The 16,092-nt window shown below is 62.1% G+C and carries 17 protein-coding genes; 10 read left to right on the top strand and 7 right to left on the bottom strand.

The features are described from left to right. The first annotated feature begins 8 nt into the window (after window positions 1–8). The 3 genes from GJB56_RS21095 to GJB56_RS21085 all read left to right on the top strand — a co-directional run bounded on the left by GJB56_RS21095 (window position 9) and on the right by GJB56_RS21085 (window position 2,359). The gene (locus GJB56_RS21095; RefSeq protein WP_113682801.1) at window positions 9–1,043 is read left to right on the top strand and encodes a MerR family transcriptional regulator; all 1,035 of its coding nucleotides are present in this window, start codon (window positions 9–11) and stop codon (window positions 1,041–1,043) included. Between the two features lie 194 nt (window positions 1,044–1,237). After that, the gene (locus tag GJB56_RS21090; RefSeq protein WP_113682800.1) at window positions 1,238–1,732 is read left to right on the top strand and encodes a hypothetical protein; all 495 of its coding nucleotides are present in this window, start codon (window positions 1,238–1,240) and stop codon (window positions 1,730–1,732) included. Between the two features lie 132 nt (window positions 1,733–1,864). Next, window positions 1,865–2,359, top strand: coding sequence for a DinB family protein (locus tag GJB56_RS21085; protein ID WP_113682799.1), 495 nt, complete (start codon window positions 1,865–1,867; stop codon window positions 2,357–2,359). A gap of 33 nt (window positions 2,360–2,392) precedes the next feature. On the opposite strand, the gene GJB56_RS21080 is transcribed toward GJB56_RS21085, so the two are convergent. The 4 genes from GJB56_RS21080 to GJB56_RS21065 form a co-directional block, all read right to left on the bottom strand. Then, window positions 2,393–2,854, bottom strand: a complete 462-nt coding sequence (locus GJB56_RS21080) for a DUF6389 family protein (RefSeq protein ID WP_113682798.1) — start codon at window positions 2,852–2,854, stop codon at window positions 2,393–2,395. Between the two features lie 230 nt (window positions 2,855–3,084). Further along, window positions 3,085–4,065 carry a 4-hydroxy-2-oxovalerate aldolase gene (gene dmpG / locus GJB56_RS21075; RefSeq protein WP_042448265.1) on the bottom strand — a complete coding sequence of 327 codons (981 nt, stop codon included), beginning with the start codon at window positions 4,063–4,065 and terminating at the stop codon, window positions 3,085–3,087. Window positions 4,066–4,109: 44 nt separating this feature from the next. Continuing rightward, window positions 4,110–5,054, bottom strand: a complete 945-nt coding sequence (locus GJB56_RS21070; protein WP_020909649.1) for an acetaldehyde dehydrogenase (acetylating) — start codon at window positions 5,052–5,054, stop codon at window positions 4,110–4,112. Continuing rightward, the gene (locus GJB56_RS21065; protein WP_024487713.1) at window positions 5,051–5,878 is read right to left on the bottom strand and encodes a 2-keto-4-pentenoate hydratase; all 828 of its coding nucleotides are present in this window, start codon (window positions 5,876–5,878) and stop codon (window positions 5,051–5,053) included. Before GJB56_RS21065 ends, GJB56_RS21070 begins: the two co-directional genes overlap by 4 nt. A 69-nt stretch (window positions 5,879–5,947) precedes the next feature. Here GJB56_RS21065 and GJB56_RS21060 point away from each other — a divergent pair, with 69 nt between their 5' ends. Beyond that, window positions 5,948–6,709, top strand: a complete 762-nt coding sequence (locus GJB56_RS21060) for an IclR family transcriptional regulator (protein WP_019745961.1) — start codon at window positions 5,948–5,950, stop codon at window positions 6,707–6,709. Here the strand turns inward: GJB56_RS21060 and helR are convergent. Continuing rightward, entirely contained in the window at window positions 6,671–8,893 is a 2,223-nt protein-coding gene (helR, locus tag GJB56_RS21055; protein WP_113682797.1) for an RNA polymerase recycling motor ATPase HelR, read from the bottom strand. The two genes, GJB56_RS21060 and helR, sit on opposite strands and share 39 nt — an antisense overlap. A 271-nt stretch (window positions 8,894–9,164) precedes the next feature. Between helR and GJB56_RS21050 the strand changes: the two genes are divergently transcribed. From GJB56_RS21050 to GJB56_RS21035, 4 genes are all read left to right on the top strand, one after another. Beyond that, window positions 9,165–9,629, top strand: a complete 465-nt coding sequence (locus GJB56_RS21050) for a hypothetical protein (RefSeq protein WP_020909645.1) — start codon at window positions 9,165–9,167, stop codon at window positions 9,627–9,629. A 177-nt stretch (window positions 9,630–9,806) separates the two neighbouring features. Beyond that, complete coding sequence (mbp1, locus tag GJB56_RS21045; protein ID WP_029537228.1) at window positions 9,807–10,043, top strand: microaggregate-binding protein 1; 237 nt, start codon at window positions 9,807–9,809, stop codon at window positions 10,041–10,043. A gap of 143 nt (window positions 10,044–10,186) precedes the next feature. After that, window positions 10,187–12,355: a catalase gene (locus GJB56_RS21040; RefSeq protein ID WP_029537226.1), complete on the top strand. Its 2,169-nt coding sequence runs from the start codon at window positions 10,187–10,189 to the stop codon at window positions 12,353–12,355. Window positions 12,356–12,459: 104 nt separating this feature from the next. Then, window positions 12,460–12,729 (top strand): DUF7218 family protein, encoded by a 270-nt coding sequence (locus GJB56_RS21035; protein ID WP_019745956.1) that lies wholly within the window; start codon window positions 12,460–12,462, stop codon window positions 12,727–12,729. A 57-nt stretch (window positions 12,730–12,786) separates the two neighbouring features. Here GJB56_RS21035 and GJB56_RS21030 read toward each other — a convergent pair whose 3' ends face one another. Next, complete coding sequence (locus GJB56_RS21030; protein ID WP_019745955.1) at window positions 12,787–13,092, bottom strand: hypothetical protein; 306 nt, start codon at window positions 13,090–13,092, stop codon at window positions 12,787–12,789. A gap of 160 nt (window positions 13,093–13,252) precedes the next feature. Between GJB56_RS21030 and GJB56_RS21025 the strand changes: the two genes are divergently transcribed. Further along, window positions 13,253–14,401, top strand: coding sequence for a glutamate--cysteine ligase 2 (locus GJB56_RS21025; RefSeq protein ID WP_113682796.1), 1,149 nt, complete (start codon window positions 13,253–13,255; stop codon window positions 14,399–14,401). A 77-nt stretch (window positions 14,402–14,478) separates the two neighbouring features. Further along, window positions 14,479–15,282: a CinA family protein gene (locus tag GJB56_RS32100; protein ID WP_442792692.1), complete on the top strand. Its 804-nt coding sequence runs from the start codon at window positions 14,479–14,481 to the stop codon at window positions 15,280–15,282. 15 nt (window positions 15,283–15,297) lie between these two features. Here GJB56_RS32100 and GJB56_RS21015 read toward each other — a convergent pair whose 3' ends face one another. Further along, entirely contained in the window at window positions 15,298–15,996 is a 699-nt protein-coding gene (locus tag GJB56_RS21015) for a TetR/AcrR family transcriptional regulator (RefSeq protein ID WP_223258012.1), read from the bottom strand. Window positions 15,997–16,092: the final 96 nt, after the last annotated feature.

Genomic DNA, 16,092 nt, shown 5'->3' with positions numbered 1-16,092 from the left:
GGAGACGGATGTTGATCGGCGAGGTCTCGCGGCGTTGTGGTGTCAGCACACGGATGCTGCGTCACTACGACACTTTGGGGCTGGTGAAGCCGACGGGCCGCACGTCCGGTGGCTACCGCGAGTACTCCGCTGACGACATCCGTCGCCTCTTCCACGTCGAGAGCTTGAGGACATTGGGGCTCTCGTTGAACGAGGCCAAGCGTGCACTGGACGAACCAGACTTTGCACCGGCCGATTTGGTGGGTGAACTCATGCAACACACTCGGCAACGGATCGCGGCGGAGGAGGAATTGCTGACCAAACTCGAAAGGGTCGACGCCACCGCCCCTTCGGAGTGGGACGACGTCCTGCGCATGGTCTCGCTGTTGCGTGCACTCGAATCCGAGTTCGCCGCCCACCGCCAGCAAGCGATTCTGTCGCAGGACGCGAATGCGGCATTGCCCGTGGACGCACTCGTCGAGGCCATCCTGTCGGAGAGGGATGCCAACGTGGCGGGAGCGTTGCAGTGGGCATTGGCGAGGACCGAAGGTGCAGGCCTTGCAGGTCTGACGAAGGGGCTCGAATCGGAGGACGTCGAGGTTCGACGCCGCGCGACGTCGGCCATATCCGGGATCAACACCGAGGAAGCAACTCGGGCGCTGAAGCGAACTCTCGATGATTCGGACGCGATAGTCCGCGCCGACGCCGCTCTCGCCCTCGGATCTCGCGGAGAGGCTGTCTCGATGCCCGCTCTCCTCGAGATGGTCGCAGACGGGCGGCGCGACGTCGAGGCAGGCGAGGTGCTCGGTCTTCTCGCGGAGCACTCACCTACAAGCGGTGAGGTCGTCGATGCCGTGCAGGCAAGGCTCGACGGCACTGACGACGCCCCGACGAGGTTGCGAATTACGCAGGCGCTCGCCGAGATTCCCGGCGCTGCAGCACGCGAAGCGCTCGCCAGGATCACCCACGACGACGACAAGACGGTCGCGTCCACGGCAGCAGCGATTCTCGAGATGCGCGATCGAGGACCACGTCGGCGCGAACGACCGCGTATCGGGGACTGACAACGGCGCAGCTAGTGCGGATCACCCACGCAGAAAAGGTTTCCCGCCGGATTCGCCAACACGTCCGAGGATGATCCACCCGCGTCATGGCGCTCGAGATCGAAGTCGAGATGAAGTGTATTCCTCACTCGCGCTGCAGAATCGGTCCGACCGCCACGTGGCAAGCGATGGTGATCAACGGATAGGGTTCTTACGTGGTGGATCAACGGCAACAGAGTTTGAGACGCAGGTACCTGAGCCTCGGCCTCGGCGAACTGGCTGCAGCGGCTGTATTTGCCGCTGTGGCGGTCGGTGTCGTGATGCCCCGGCTCGAAGGTTCGCGAGACTCCGCGGCGTTGTGGTCGGCGCTGGCCCCACTTCTTGTGATCCTCGTGCAAGTAGGTGTCTATTGGCTGCTTGCGCGGGGCTGGGTCGAGTTGGAGCCGATGCCGGCCCGCCTCGCAGCGCTTTACCGCGTGTTTCGGGTCCTCGATGTTCTCTTGTTGGCGATAGCTCTTCTCGGCGTTGTCATCTGGTTACCAGATCACTCCGGCGCGGCGGTGGGCGTCGTGGCGGTGTGGGCTTTCGGCGTCGTCGAGTACGTCAATTACTTCGTGGCTCGTCTCGCCTATCCGCTGCGGCGGTGGCCTTTCGAGGTCGGCAAGTGGCGGAGACCCCAACTTGTGCGCGACCTGAGCTCGGCACGCTGACACCGGCAACCAAGTTGTCTTTGCTGTAACGGCAAAATTTGATGCGGGATCGGAGTGAGTTCGGAAGGATCGGTTCTGCCCATCCAGGAATGAAGCCTCTTCATCGTTCTTCGCCGAGGAAGGAGAACCGCCATGGCAACGTCGCGTCGCAGCCGCCGAGATGCCCCACCACCCCGGACAGGGAATAGCGAGGCAGCCACACTACGAGCGTTTCTCGACTACCTCCGTGATTCGATTGCCGCCAAGGTCGAGGGTGCTCCGGAACCTCAGGTGCGCACCACAATTGTTCCGTCGGGAACAACCTTGCTCGGGCTGGCCAATCATCTGACCTTTGTCGAACGATCGATGTTCCTTGCAGAAAACGTGACGGATTGGAAAGCGACGTTTCAACCGTCATCGGAAGACAGCGTGGACGGTGTCGTCAGTCGCTATCGCGAGACGGTCGAGCGCGCCAACGCAGTTCTCGACGGATGCACAGATCTTGCCGCGCCCATCCCGCGACCGGGGGCGAAACGACCCGCTCCGAGTGTCCGCTGGGCGCTCGTGCACGTGATCGAAGAGACCGGACGCCATGCCGGGCACGCTGACATCCTCCGCGAATTGATCGACGGTTCGACCGGACGCTGACGCTGCAACATGTTCGCCGATGCTTCCGCGCTTTCACCGAGGCGAATGTCCACGGCTGATCTCTGGGCCCACGGGTACAGCGTCGACAGTTCCGTCGGGAGTCGTTACTTCCCAGGGTAGTTCGGTGGCGGTCGAGGGAATGAGCCCGTCGATCCATTTGGCCACGACACCGACGACCACTTTCTCGAGTTCCACACGTGACCACTTTCGCGGTCGATGCGGAACCGGCGGTTCCCAGCCTTCCTCGCCCCAGATCACGCCGAATAGCTCTCTCTCGTCACCGATCTGCTGATTCAGACTGAATGCGTCGGGACCCTCGTATCGTGCCCAGACGCCGAATGTTCCCTCGCCGTCTTGGTCGAGCGAGACGTCGATGACGATCCCTTGGGTGCGCGGGGTTGCCGCGTTGTGGATCGCAGCCAGTCGATCGCTCACTACCCCCGACGCGGTATCGAAGACAGATCTCAATTCGTCACGGTATTCGGTAGGTTCCACGAGCTCAGCATATCGAAGGTATCACCCTGCAGATCTTGCATCGATGAAGCTGGTTTCCTGAATTCGTCTGTAGCGGATAAGTTTCTACCCTGAGCGTCAGAGATGTCGTGCGACGAACTTTGCCAGCTTTTCGAGTGCCGTGTCGGTGGGCTCTCTCGGCTGAAATGGCAAGTCCCGCCCCCGTCCGGAGACGGGAGCGGGACTCGGGTATCAGCGAACTCGGCAGCGCGTCAGACAGCTTCCTTTGTTGCCTGCGCTGCAAGGGTGAGTGCGATGTCGACGATCATGTCTTCCTGGCCACCCACCAGACGGCGGCGGCCGGCTTCGAGAAGCAGTGTGCGAACGTCGATTCCGTAGCGCTCCGAAGCGGCCTCGGCGTGGCGCAGGAAGCTCGAGTACACGCCGGCATAGCCGAGCGTGAGGGTCTCTCGATCGACGCGGACCGGCCGATCCTGCAGCGGACGGACGATGTCGTCGGCGGCATCCTGTAAGGCGAACAGGTCGCAGCCGTGCTCCCACTCCTCGATGTTCGCGACGGCGATGAAGGCTTCGAGGGGGCAGTTACCGGCGCCGGCACCGTGACCGGCAAGCGAAGCATCGACGCGGGTGACGCCGTTCTGCACTGCGACAACGGAATTGGCAACCGAGAGCGACAGGTTCTCATGCGCGTGGATACCGATTTCGGTGCCCTCGTCGAGGATGTCGCGGTATGCGCGAACACGATCCGCGACGTCGTTCATCACCAGACGTCCACCCGAGTCGGTGACGTAGACGCAGTGCGCGCCGTACGACTCCATCAGCTTGGCCTGCTTCGCCAGTTCTTCGGCCGGCGCCATGTGGCTCATCATCAGGAAGCCCGAGACGTCCATGCCGATCTCGCGGGCGGTTTCGATGTGCTGCGCGGAGACGTCGGCCTCGGTGCAGTGCGTGGCAACGCGAACCGAGCGAACACCGAGGTCGTAAGCGTGCTTGAGTTCACTGATCGTGCCGACACCCGGAAGCAGCAGCGTGGTGAGACGAGCGTGCTCGAGTACCTCGGCCGCTGCTTCGATCCATTCCCAGTCGGTGTTCGAGCCGGGGCCGTAGTTGAGCGAGCCGCCGGCGAGGCCGTCACCGTGTGCAACTTCGATCGCGTCGACGCCGGCAGCATCGAGAGCTGTGACGATCCGCTTGACGTCGGTGGGCGAAATACGGTGGCGGACAGCGTGCATGCCGTCGCGAAGGGTGACGTCCTGGACGAAGATCTTGCGGTTGCTCACTTGGTTGCTTCCTTCTGCTGGGCGATGCGCTCCGCGATCTGCATTCCGGCGGACGTCATGATGTCGAGATTGCCGGCGTACGCAGGCAGGTAGTGTGCAGCACCCTCGACCTCGAGGAACACCGACACCTGATGGGTGGGGCGATTGCCGTCGACGAGCAACGTCTCGACGGGCTGGTCGGCCGGGATCTCGGTGATCTGGACTTCCTGCTTGAGGCGGTAGCCCGGAACATAGGCGGAGACGTCGCCGACCATCTTCTCGATGGACTGACGGATCTCCTCGTGAACAGCCGGGTCCGGGGCGTCGACGAGGCAGAACACCGTGTCGCGCATGATGAGCGGCGGCTCAGCGGGGTTGAGGATGATGATGGCCTTGCCGCGGCGGGCGCCGCCGACAGCAACGATCGCCTCGGATGTGGTCTCGGTGAACTCGTCGATGTTGGCGCGCGTTCCGGGACCGGCGGACTTGGAGGCGATGGACGCCACGATCTCCGCATACGCCACCGGGACGACCCGAGAAACAGCCGCAACCATCGGGATCGTGGCCTGGCCACCACACGTCACCATGTTGACGTTGGGTGCGTCCAGGTGCTCGTCGGCGTTGACGGCCGGCACGACGTACGGGCCGATGGCGGCAGGCGTCAGGTCGATCATGCGCTTGCCGAGGGGAGCCAGCCGCGCGTTGTTGGCGACGTGAGCCTTTGCCGAGGTGGCGTCGAAGACGATCTCGATCTCGTCGAAGTTCGGCAGACCGATCAAACCCTCGACACCTTCAGCCGTGATCGGCACGTTCAGACGCGCTGCGCGGGCGAGGCCGTCCGACGCCGGGTCGATGCCGACCATCGCGCCCATCTCCAGGTAGTCGGAGTTGCGCAGCACCTTGATCATCAGATCCGTGCCGATGTTGCCCGATCCGATGATCGCGACCTTGACCTTGCTCATGCGTTGTCCTCTTCGCTGGAAAAACTGGTGGTGACGGAACCGAACCCGGAGACGGTCACGGTGACTTCGTTGCCTGCGGTGACCGGTGCCATGGGGCCGAGTGCGCCGGACAGGATCACCTGGCCTGCAGTCAGCGGCTGCCCCAACTCGCGCGCCGTGCGGGCGAGCCAGACGACTGCTTCGATCGGATCGCCCAGGCAAGCGGTTCCGACGCCGGTGGACACCTCGGTGCCGTCGACGGACATCGACATGACGACGCCGGCGGGTTCCACCTCGTCGAGGGTGCGGCGTTCGGTTCCCAGGACGTAGACGCCCGAAGACGCATTGTCGGCGACGGTGTCACCGAATTTGATGTCCCACGACGCGATGCGGCTGTCACAGATCTCGATCGCTGCGACGGCGTAGTCGATCGCTTCGCGCACCTGCGCACTGTCCAGCGGTCCGTCCACGAGGTCGGCACCGAGCACGAAGGCAACTTCCGCTTCGACCTTGGGCTGGATCAAACGACTCATGGGGATGGTGCCGCCGGCGGGGAACTCCATGTCGGCGTACAGAACGCCGAGGTCGGGCTGGTCGACGCCCAGCTGTTGCTGGACTGCCACCGAGGTCAGGCCGATCTTGCGGCCTACGACGACGGCACCCGCCTGCCGACGGATTTCATCGACGCGGCGCTGGACAGCGTAGGCAGCGACGAGATCGTCGGCGCCGATCAGATCGCGCACCGGTGCGCAGGGAGTACCGCTCGCGATGGCGGCTGCGAGGCGGTCAGCAGCAGCTGAGATGTCCGTCTCGCTCGCTGTACTGGTATTCGTGGGCTGGCTCATGGCCATTACTTTCGCCGTGGCGCCGAGATTGCGCCAGGGAACTGTCTCACTCAGCGATACGCTGGGCAGGTGACTGGCGGCGCAAACCTCGACACCGTGCTCGGCAAGGCGGTGACGATCCTGCGTGCCTTCCGGGCTGACGACCACGTGTTGCCTCTCGCCACCCTGGTCCAACGGACCGGACTGCACAAGGCAACGGTGCACCGCCTGGCCAACGAACTGGTCGCGAACCGGTTACTCGACCGAATCGACGGTGGCTACCGGCTCAGCGGCGGCCTCTTCGAACTCGGCATGCTCGCCTCCCTCGAACGCAGCCTCCTGGAGATGGCAATGCCGTTTCTCCAAGACTTGTACGAGCGGACCCACGAGACAGTTCACCTGGGAGTTCGCGACGGCCACGACGTCGTATACGTCGCGAAGATAGGCGGACACCGGCAAGCCACCTCGCCGTCCCGGACCGGTGGCCGGATACCGCTGTATTGCACCGCAATCGGCAAGGCACTCCTGGCTTTCTCCGACAACGAATTTCGTCGCGAAGTGTTGTCGGAACCGATGACCAGACGCACCCCGCACACGATCGTTGCGCCCGGCATTCTCAATACCCAACTGAACCGAGTGGTCGAGACCGGTATTGCGTTCGAGCGCGAGGAATCAGCGCCGGGTCTCGCGTGCGTTGCGGCGCCGGTATTCGGAACCAACGACAAACCCGTCGCCGCCATCAGTGTCACCGGTCCCACCAGTCGCTTCGTTCCCGAGAGCCAAGTGCCTTACGTTCGCGCCGCTGCCGAAGGCCTACACAGCACCATCGCTCGCCGCGAACGACTGCGGTGATCCGGCCGTCCCTGCCTGGACGAGCCCGGTCAATGCCTGCGGCAACGGCCCCTCGTGTAAGACGCCGAGACGTTGGGTTGCGCGAGTGAGGGCGACATAGAGTTCCGACGCGCCGCGTGGGCCGTCGGCGATGATTCGCTCCGGTTCCACGACGAGCACGGCATCGAACTCCAGCCCCTTCGTTTCCGAAACAGGCACAGCGCCCGGCACGTCCGCAGGTCCGATGACGATGCTCGTACCCTCGCGCCCGGCCTCGTCCTGATTGAATTCGTCGATGGCGGAGGCTAGTTCGTCGGAGGATATTTGTCTGGACCACGGCGCGATCCCGCAGGCGCGGACGGACTCGGGTGGCTGCACGTCCGGCGCGAACTCGGCGAGCAGGGCGGCGGCGACGCTCATGATCTCGGCGGGGGTGCGGTAGTTCACCGACAGGGATCGGTAGATCCAGCGGCCGGGGACGTACGGCTCCATCATCGTCGCCCACGAGCGGGCACCTGCGGGGGAACGGCGTTGCGCGAGATCACCTACCACCGTGAAAGACCGGTCCGGGCAACGGCGCATCAGGACTCGCCAGTCCATCTCGGACAGCTCTTGGGCCTCGTCGACCACGATATGCCGGTACGTCCAGTCTCGGTCAGCAGCAGCGCGTTCGGCGAGTTCCCGGGTATCGCGTTCGACGAAACGATCCGCCAGGTCCTCGGCGTACAGCATGTCCTGGGCGAGAAGGTGATCCTCGTCGTCCATCAGATCCTCGCGGCTGATCATCATGTCCAGCACGCCCGCTGCATACGCGGCCTCGTCGCGGCGTTCACGTTCGGCACTCTGGTCGACGGGCTTGTCCCGGCCGAGCATGTCCACCAACTCGTCGAGTAACGGAACGTCCGAGACGGTCCAGGCATCACCGTCCTGGCGAAGCAGCTTCTCGTCCGCGCCTGCCGCGCGTAGTCGCGCGGGAGAAGTAAACAGCTGTGTCAGTAGCTCTTTCGGAGTCAGGATCGGCCAGAGCGTGTCGAGCGCCGCGGTAAATGCGCTGTTTTCCACCAGCTCTGCGGTCAGGTCCGTCCGCACTTGCTCCCAGGCTTCACGGTCACTGCGTGTCAACCACCCCTTGCCGATCCGCGCTATCGCCCGTTCGGTCAGCGCCCAGGTGAGGATTTCGGTGAACACAGTGCGTGCGTCGTTGTGGGGGAGTCCGCTCGAACGGGCTTCTTCTCGGGCCCACTCCGCGGTTTCGGCGTCGATCCGCACCGTGACGTCCGCCAATTCGATCAACAGTGGGTTCTCGGGCAATCGCTGATGATCGGCAATCGCTGCGCCGAGAACGTCCAGGATCTTCAACGAACCTTTGAGCCCAGCGGCCTCCGGAGTGTCCTCGGCGGTGACGCGTAGACCGGGAACGAGATCACCGGTGGTCATGAACACCACGTCGGACTCTCCCAGCGAGGGCAGTACGCGGCCGATGTGGTTCAGGAACGCCGGGTTCGGCCCGACCACGAGAACGCCGTGACGTTCCATCCGCTCTCGCTGGGTGTAGAGCAGGTAGGCGACGCGGTGCAAGGCGACGACGGTTTTCCCGGTACCTGGGCCACCTTCGATCACCAGCACCCCGGGGTGTTCGAGTCGGACGATGTCGTCCTGTTCGGCCTGGACGGTTGCCACGATGTCCCGCATTCCCTCGCCGCGGGGTGCGTTGACTGCCGCGAGTAGGGCGGAATCGCTGTGCGTGTCGTGTTCTACGCCGTCGGGGCGCCCGAGTACCTCGTCGGTGAAATCGACCACGCGCCGACTCCGGGTGCGGAACTGACGGCGTCGACGCATGTTCTCCGGGTTGGCAGCGGTGGCAACGTAGAACGCGCGAGACGCCGGCGCCCGCCAATCGAGCAGCACCGGTTCGTAGTCGTTGTCCGCATCGAGAAGGCCGATCCGGCCGATGTAGGAGGTCTCGCCCGAAAGCGAGTCCAACCGGCCGAAACACAGTCCGTTGTCGGCTACGTCCAGCCTTTTCACCTCTTTGGCAAGCGCGCGCACCTCGGCGTCGCGTTCCATGAGTGCTTCGCCGTTTCCGCGCAGAGCGGTGTTGTACCTGCCTTTGACTCGGGCGCGCTCCGCATCGAGGCGCGCGTAGAGCCCCTCCACATAGTTCCGCTCGGATCGCAGTTCGTCTTCGTATCCCTGGGTTGGCACGTGCCCTCACTTCCGCTGGCTGTTCCGATCCCGTAGTCGGTCGTGCGGGATCGGAAGAGCCATTCTGCGGCACTACCCGGGCCTTGCCGCAAGGCCCCCAGTGGGATATATATTGATAGTGGAAGGGAGTGTTGATCCTCCCTCACAGTTCCTGTAACAGATCCCCCAGACTGACGTATGGCTCCCAGCCTGGTCGATGTTTGGACCCTGAACGCCACGGGTACAAATCTAGTGGCCGGTGTTCCAAAATCGGTTGCCCTCATGAACTTACGTGGATCGAGGGATTGTGAAGGCGATACTGGCAACGGCCGCAAGCATCCTTCTGGTGGTTGCCTTGGCCGTTGCCATCTTGCTTTTCCTTTCCGGATCTCCGCGCGAAGGCACCTCACACGAGCTTGCCGATACGGTGCACACGATCGGCGGAAAGCCGACCACCTGCGGCGAGTTGTTCGGCGAAACGTGCAGCTTCGCTTTGCAGTCGGACTACAACCAGTGGGGACAAGACCTCGACAGTTTCGTCAATGCGGGAACTCTCGGTCCCTTCGCCCGCAGCATCGGCTTCGTGGCGGAGGCAAAGCTGAGCTTGCAAGCATGCGAGGTCAGCGCCGCAGCTGGTCGGACGATTCTCGATTTCTACACTCTCGCCGAGATCGACCACCCCACGGCAACCACCACCGATCTCTTCCCCTTCTGGAACGAGTCCCGCCAATTCCTGTGCCCGGTAAACAGTTTCTGAGAACGGTTGATCGTTACTCGAGGAACGACCTCGTCGTTCGGCTACGACGAGTCATGGTCTGCGCCTGGTCGGTGCACGGATGTTTATGCGATTTTCGACGGGGTAGGGCCTTCTGTGTGGGAGTCCTGCCTGTGTGGGAGCCCTGAGCGAGAATCCGAAACCTATTGGAGGGTCAACGTGCCAGATGACAAGAGCGGTCCCAGCGAGGGAATCAAAGGCGTCGTAGAGGACGTCAAGGGTAAGGCCAAGGAAGCCGTTGGTGCGGTTTCCGGAAACGACAGTTTGACCCGAGAGGGCCGCGCCCAGCAGGACAAGGCCGAAAGCCAGCGAGAAGTCGCGAAGAAAGAGGCGGAAGCCGAGAAGGCTCGCGCCGATGCGGCCGCAGACGAAGCGCGACAGAAGTCCGAGCAATAGCCCTGACGCACTCGTCACCCTCGGCCTGGGATTGATCCCAGCCCGAGGGTGAGTCGTGGCTCCGCGTTCAGTTTGAAATCTCTACTTACTTAGGGCGTAACAAGATTCGTGCGCCCAGCATGACGATCAAGAGGAGCTGTTCGATGCCTTCATCTCAGTCCGTCCCAGGTGCACCGGCCCCGAAAGCGCCGGACCTGAAAGAACCGGTCAAGCCTCGACAGCCGTTGCCGCCCAAGGACGACCAGCGGCAGCCGGAGGTGCGTACCGTCGCGGGTGCCGAAGAGAAGGTGAAGGGAAATGGACGTGGCCAGCGGGGGGAGTACCTCACCACCGCCACCGGTACGCGGCTTTACGAGACCGACCACTCACTGACCGCAGGCGAGCGGGGCCCGACTCTTCTGCAGGATCACCATCTGCGTGAGAAGATCACACACTTCGATCACGAGCGAATTCCGGAGCGTGTCGTCCACGCCCGCGGGGCGGCCGCGCACGGCACGTTCCTGGCGAATGGCGCAGCCGAAAACATCTGTAAAGCCTCGTTGTTCGCTTCAGGTGCCAGAACTCCGGTATTCGTACGCTTCTCGACAGTTCTGGGTTCACGCGGTTCGGCGGATACCGTCCGAGACACACGCGGCTTCGCCACCAAGTTCTACACGGACGAAGGTGTCTTCGATCTGGTGGGCAACAACATCCCGGTGTTCTTCATTCAGGACGGAATCAAGTTTCCGGACATCATTCATGCCGCGAAACCCCATCCGGACCGGGAGATTCCGCAGGCGCAGAGCGCGCACGACACGTTCTGGGATTTCGTGTCGCTGCACACCGAGGCCACGGCGCACACATTGTGGAACATGTCCGATCGAGGCATCCCGCGCTCCTATCGCATGATGGAGGGCTTCGGCATTCACACGTTCAGGCTCGTGAATGCCGACGGCGAGACGAATCTGGTGAAATTCCACTGGAAGCCGGCCGCCGGAGTGCATTCACTCGTGTGGGAGGAAGCGCAGATCGCCGGCGGTGTGGATCCGGATTTCCATCGACGCGATCTTGCCGACGCCATCGAGGCGGGCGCATATCCGTCCTGGGATCTGGGCGTGCAGGTGTTCCCTGATACCGAAGACGAAATGTTCGAAGGCATAGATCTATTGGATCCCACCAAGATCGTGCCCGAAGAACTAGCGCCGGTTCAGGTCATCGGAACGATGACACTCGACGCCAATCCGACGAACTTTTTCGCCGAGACCGAGCAGGTTGCATTCCATCCGGGCCACTTGGTTCCGGGCGTCGACATCACCAACGATCGTCTCCTGCAGGCGCGTTTGTTCTCGTACCTCGACACCCAGATCACGCGACTCGGTGGCCCCAACTTCGACCAGATTCCGATCAACCGTCCTCACGCTCCTGTCAACGACATGCTTCGCGACGGCTTCCATCAGGACGGTGTGCATACCGGAGTCGCGCCGTACCATCCCAATTCGTTGGACGGTGGGTGCCCGTTCATGGCCTCGGCGGACAGCGCGGCCTATATCGAGGTGCCCGAGGAAGTTTCAGGGCGAAAGGTGAGGCAGGCGCCGGCATCGTTCGACGATCACTTCTCGCAAGCTCGACTCTTCTATCGCAGTCTCTCCCCTGTCGAACAGGAGCACGTTGCGCAGGCGTATACCTTCGAATTGGGCAAGTGCTACGAGGAGAACATCAAGACCCGGAATCTGGGCATCTTGGCGAACATCGACGCGGGTCTCGTGTCGATCGTCGCAGGGGGGCTTGGCCTTCCGGTTCCCGAACCGACGGAGCCGTTGAGCGATCCGGAGCTCAGCCCTGCACTGTCTCAGGTTGGCGCGGAATGGCCCGTCGACGGAAGGATCATCGCGCTACTGGTCGACGAGAACTCCGATCTCGACACCGTGGTTGCCATTCGAGACAAGATCTTCGACGCCGGCATGGTGCCGCTGATCCTCGGCCCGCACGGCGGAACCATCGGGGACGGTGACGACGCGGTGACGGTGCAGCGAACGTACCTCACGGCTCGTTCGATCGAATTCGATGCAATCCTGCTGAGCGGCGACGTTTCTCGGATCGGCGAGGGCAAGTTGGATCCACGGGTGGAGACACTGCTGAACGAAATGTATCGTCACAGCAAGGCAATTGGCGGTTGGGGTGAGAGCATGAGTGCGCTGGCTGCCGCCGGTATCGACGAGTCTGCATTGGGAGTCGTCGTCGATGCTGACGCGGAAGGAGCCCTCGCCTCACTCGCTCAGCTTCTGAAGACACACCGCGTGTGGGGGCGTTTCGAGGTGCCGCCCACATCCTGAGTGCCGGCGTACGTTCGAACTTGCGGTGTGGCCGAACTGCCAACTCGGCCACACCGCAAGTTCGGCCACACCGTCGGAGTGAAGACGAGTGAAGGGACGAAACAGTGGCTCGCAAGGACTCACAACCTCAACTCAAGGATCAAGAACTCTACGAAGAGCTACGTGAGAAGGGCGATCCCAAGGAGAAGGCGGCTCGAATCTCCAATGCGGCCGCCAATCTAGGGCGGTCGACTGTCGCCAAGTCCGGCGGACAATCTTCGCCGTACGAGGAGTGGACGGTCGACGATCTGAAGAAACGCGCCAAGGAACTCGATCTGCACGGGTACTCGAAACTGAACAAGGGTGAGCTGATCGAGAAACTCCGCGATCACTGAGCCGGATTCTGCTCGAGTTGTATTCTGCTTGTGCAGAATACAACTCGAGCGTTCGGTTCAGTGCCCTTCTTGATCGAAGAGTTCCTGACCTTCCAGTCGCTTGACCCGACGGTGTTCCATCAAGATGGCCAGTGTTCCGACGACGAAGGACACGACGCACACCGCGCCGGCGATGACTGCCCATCCGCGAAATCCGTAACCTGCTGCCACCAAGGTCAATCCGAGTGTTGCCAGACCCAGCCCGATCAGCAGGTATCCGGGATAGTTGCGCCCGTCGCTGATTGCCTCCCCGACGTGCGATCGATTGGTATGTTCGTCATCTACCGGTGAACTCCCGCTCATGTTGGTCACGGCGCACTCCATCCTTCGCTCATGAAGACTTGCGATTCTTCGCTCGTCGTCGGTTCACAGGGCAACTACCCGATCAATGGGTGAATGAAACGGATGGAGTAGTGCCGAAGCGCGGAGAAAGCCGTACGCTCGAAGTATCGGGTGTGGAGGAAAACCGGTGCGAGGAAGGCCTATGAATGGGAAGCCGACTCCTGACCTATTCTCGGTAGGTACACCGACTCTCGGTGTCGAGGAGGAGTTTTTGCTCTGCGATCCGCAGACTGGGCGTCCCAGTCTGCGCAACTCCGAGGTTGCTGCTGCCGGGCGAGAACTCGGTATCTCGTTGCAACTCGAACTCACACGTTGTCAGGTGGAGACTTCCACTTCGATCGGCAGCCACATTCGTGACCTTCGTGACCAACTCTGTGAGTCTCGTGCCCTCACCGCCGATGCCGCTGCCCGCGTGGGATGTCAACTCATCGCTGTCGGAACGCCTTTCTACGATCCACCGGTCGACGAGATCACGCAGAAGTCGCGATACCAACGGATGGCCGGTCAATTCGGTGCGATCACCGAAGGTGTGATGTGTGGTTGCCACATTCACGTGGGTGTCGAAGATCGAGAACGATCGGTCCAGATCATCAATCATCTGCGTCCATGGTTACCAACTTTGTTGGCATTGACGGCGAACTCCCCGATCAGCGGGGGACGCGATACCGGTTATGCGAGTTGGCGTTACGTTCTGTTCGGCAGATGGCCCAGTTCGGGTCCGCCGCCCTTCTTCGAGTCCGTGGGGCACTACGAAGATGCCGTTGCAGCGATGCTGGAGACGGGGGTCATTCTCGATCCACACATGGTCTATTGGGACGTGCGCATGTCGGATCACCTTCCCACCGTGGAGATTCGGATCAGCGACGTGCCCGCCACCGTGGAGGAGACGATGACTCTGGCCACACTGGTGCAGGCACTCGTCGGCACCGCATCCGCTGCGATCACCAAAGGTGAGGTTGCGCCTGCCGTCGATCAGGAGCTACTCCGCGCGGCTTGCTGGCGTGCAGCACGCGACGGACTCGACGGCAGGTCGCTGGACGTGGAATCCGTGCGCTTGCTGACTGCACACCAGGCGGTTCGGCGGTTGGTGGATCATGTCGAACCTGCTCTGACCGCATTCGGAGAGTTCGAGCAGGTCACGGCTTCCTTGGACAAGGTCTTCAGCAACGGAAACGGAGCGATCATGCAGCGCCGGCAACTCGCGCGCCGGTCACGGGTGGCCGATGTGATCGACGAGTGCGCCCGACGCACTTTCGAAGGGTGCAGTTCACAAGGTGGCAGTGAGCTGTAGGGCACGGTTGGAATTGGCATTCCAAGACCTCCAATTTCTTATCGAGGTCACCGATCGGACAGCAGGAGGAGCAACATATGAATGGCGATCCACGACCCGAGCTTGCGTCGGACAAGGATCTCGACGATATGTGCAGGCAGTTGGCCGCAGTAGTAGAGGAACACGGTCTGTCGGTGGCGACGGCGGAATCGTTGACCGCCGGGAACATCGCCGCACATCTAGGAAAGGCGCCGAACGCCGGTTCCTGGTTTTGTGGCGGGATCGTCGCATATACCCGAGCGGTCAAGCATTCCGTTCTTCATGTTCCTGACGGCCCAGTCGTCTGCGAGGACGCTGCTCGGGTCATGGCACACAGCACTGCCACACTGTTCGGCGCGACGTTGGCACTGGCCGTCACCGGCGAAGCCGGTCCGGATACCCAGGAGAACGTCCCACCGGGAACTGTGTGGTTCGGAGTCGTCGACCATGGGACCGCTGAAACAGAGAAACAGGTCTTCTCAGGTGACCCCGAAGCCGTCCTGGGAGCAACCGTCGAGCATGCGATCCATCTACTTTTGCGTCACGCGTCGGGTCGTCGCACCAAGTTCGACAGGCGTGGTGTAGTCGAGAATTCAACTGTTCGAACGATTCTTGTGATGTCCCTTGTGTTTCGCAGGAGCCTGAGCAGTAGGAATCAGACGGCCGTCGGCCGTGTATTTCTCGACTACAAGGTGCTTGCTGACGCCTCGATTGGCATCCACGGCGCACGCGATTGCTTCCTTGTCGGAGTCGAAAGGTTCCTCGGTCGAGGAGCCGTCGGGCATCGTGATCTTGTACCGATCCATACATCGACTATTGCGGGTAGATCCGCCTCCGGCAACCGTCCTCACACAAAGGGCTAGGGAGTCCTGGCCTGATTACAGTTCGGACTGGCGTACGAAGTCGCTCTGTGCGTGGGTGCCCCAAATTTCGGAGGACTGAGTCTCGGGTTCGCTGTCCAGCTTTCGAACTTCGTGAATGAATTCCACTCCGTTCAGTTCGTCGGACGGAACTGACAGAAGCTTGCATGTGGTGCTGACGAAAAATCGCTGGACATCTTCCAACTCGAGACGGCCACCGGGCCGGTACCAGTGCGCAACCCCGGTGCACATCTCCAGTATCGCGAGTCGGCTCAATGCCAGATCTTCGATGTCGAAGGCGCCCACGCGTTGTCCGCGTTCGAGGATCTGTCCGAATAGAAGCTCGTACTCGTCGCGCAGCGTCTGCAACTCGATGCGGTTGTCTCCGGTCAATCCGCGCATCTCGTACTCGGCGACGCGGGCAGTCAGTTGGTTGACAGCGGTAATGCCGACGTGCGACGACACCAGGCCGGCGAGCTGGACCACGGGATCGGCGCTGCGGCGCATCGCCCGCTCTCCCGACTGTGTCAGCTCGTCGAGGCACGACCGAATGATCGAGGCCAACAGTGACTCTTTGCTGCCGACGTAGTGATAGAGCGTTGCCGAGTTGATGCCGGCTTCTGCTCCGAGTTCACGAATGCCGGTAGCGGCGAACCCTTTCGTCGCGAACAGCGTGACTGCCGCCCGTTGAACGCGCCCCAGGTCCATGATCCTCATTTCGGTTGGTTGCCCAATCATGCTAGCATCGCCGCCGAAATCGACTGACCGTCAATCAATTGATTGATAGCTGCCTGTGTACTGGCAAATTACATA

The organism is Rhodococcus sp. AQ5-07 (assembly GCF_009707305.1).
Classification (GTDB): domain Bacteria; phylum Actinomycetota; class Actinomycetes; order Mycobacteriales; family Mycobacteriaceae; genus Rhodococcus_F; species Rhodococcus_F erythropolis.
The sequence above is the reverse complement of the archived record's forward strand: the minus strand, read 5'-3'. Positions and strand labels throughout refer to the sequence as shown.

Bases quoted from the DNA above. Each gene is read 5' to 3' on its own strand.
- GJB56_RS21095 (WP_113682801.1), top strand. From the start codon at position 9: ATGTTGATCGGCGAGGTCTCGCGGCGTTGTGGTGTCAGCACACGGATG.
- GJB56_RS21015 (WP_223258012.1), bottom strand. From the start codon at position 15,996: ATGAGGATCATGGACCTGGGGCGCGTTCAACGGGCGGCAGTCACGCTG.
- dmpG (WP_042448265.1), bottom strand. From the start codon at position 4,065: ATGCACGCTGTCCGCCACCGTATTTCGCCCACCGACGTCAAGCGGATC.
- GJB56_RS21030 (WP_019745955.1), bottom strand. From the start codon at position 13,092: ATGGAGTGCGCCGTGACCAACATGAGCGGGAGTTCACCGGTAGATGAC.
- GJB56_RS21085 (WP_113682799.1), top strand. From the start codon at position 1,865: ATGGCAACGTCGCGTCGCAGCCGCCGAGATGCCCCACCACCCCGGACA.
- GJB56_RS32100 (WP_442792692.1), top strand. From the start codon at position 14,479: ATGAATGGCGATCCACGACCCGAGCTTGCGTCGGACAAGGATCTCGAC.
- GJB56_RS21040 (WP_029537226.1), top strand. From the start codon at position 10,187: ATGCCTTCATCTCAGTCCGTCCCAGGTGCACCGGCCCCGAAAGCGCCG.
- GJB56_RS21025 (WP_113682796.1), top strand. From the start codon at position 13,253: ATGAATGGGAAGCCGACTCCTGACCTATTCTCGGTAGGTACACCGACT.
- GJB56_RS21065 (WP_024487713.1), bottom strand. From the start codon at position 5,878: ATGAGCCAGCCCACGAATACCAGTACAGCGAGCGAGACGGACATCTCA.
- GJB56_RS21070 (WP_020909649.1), bottom strand. From the start codon at position 5,054: ATGAGCAAGGTCAAGGTCGCGATCATCGGATCGGGCAACATCGGCACG.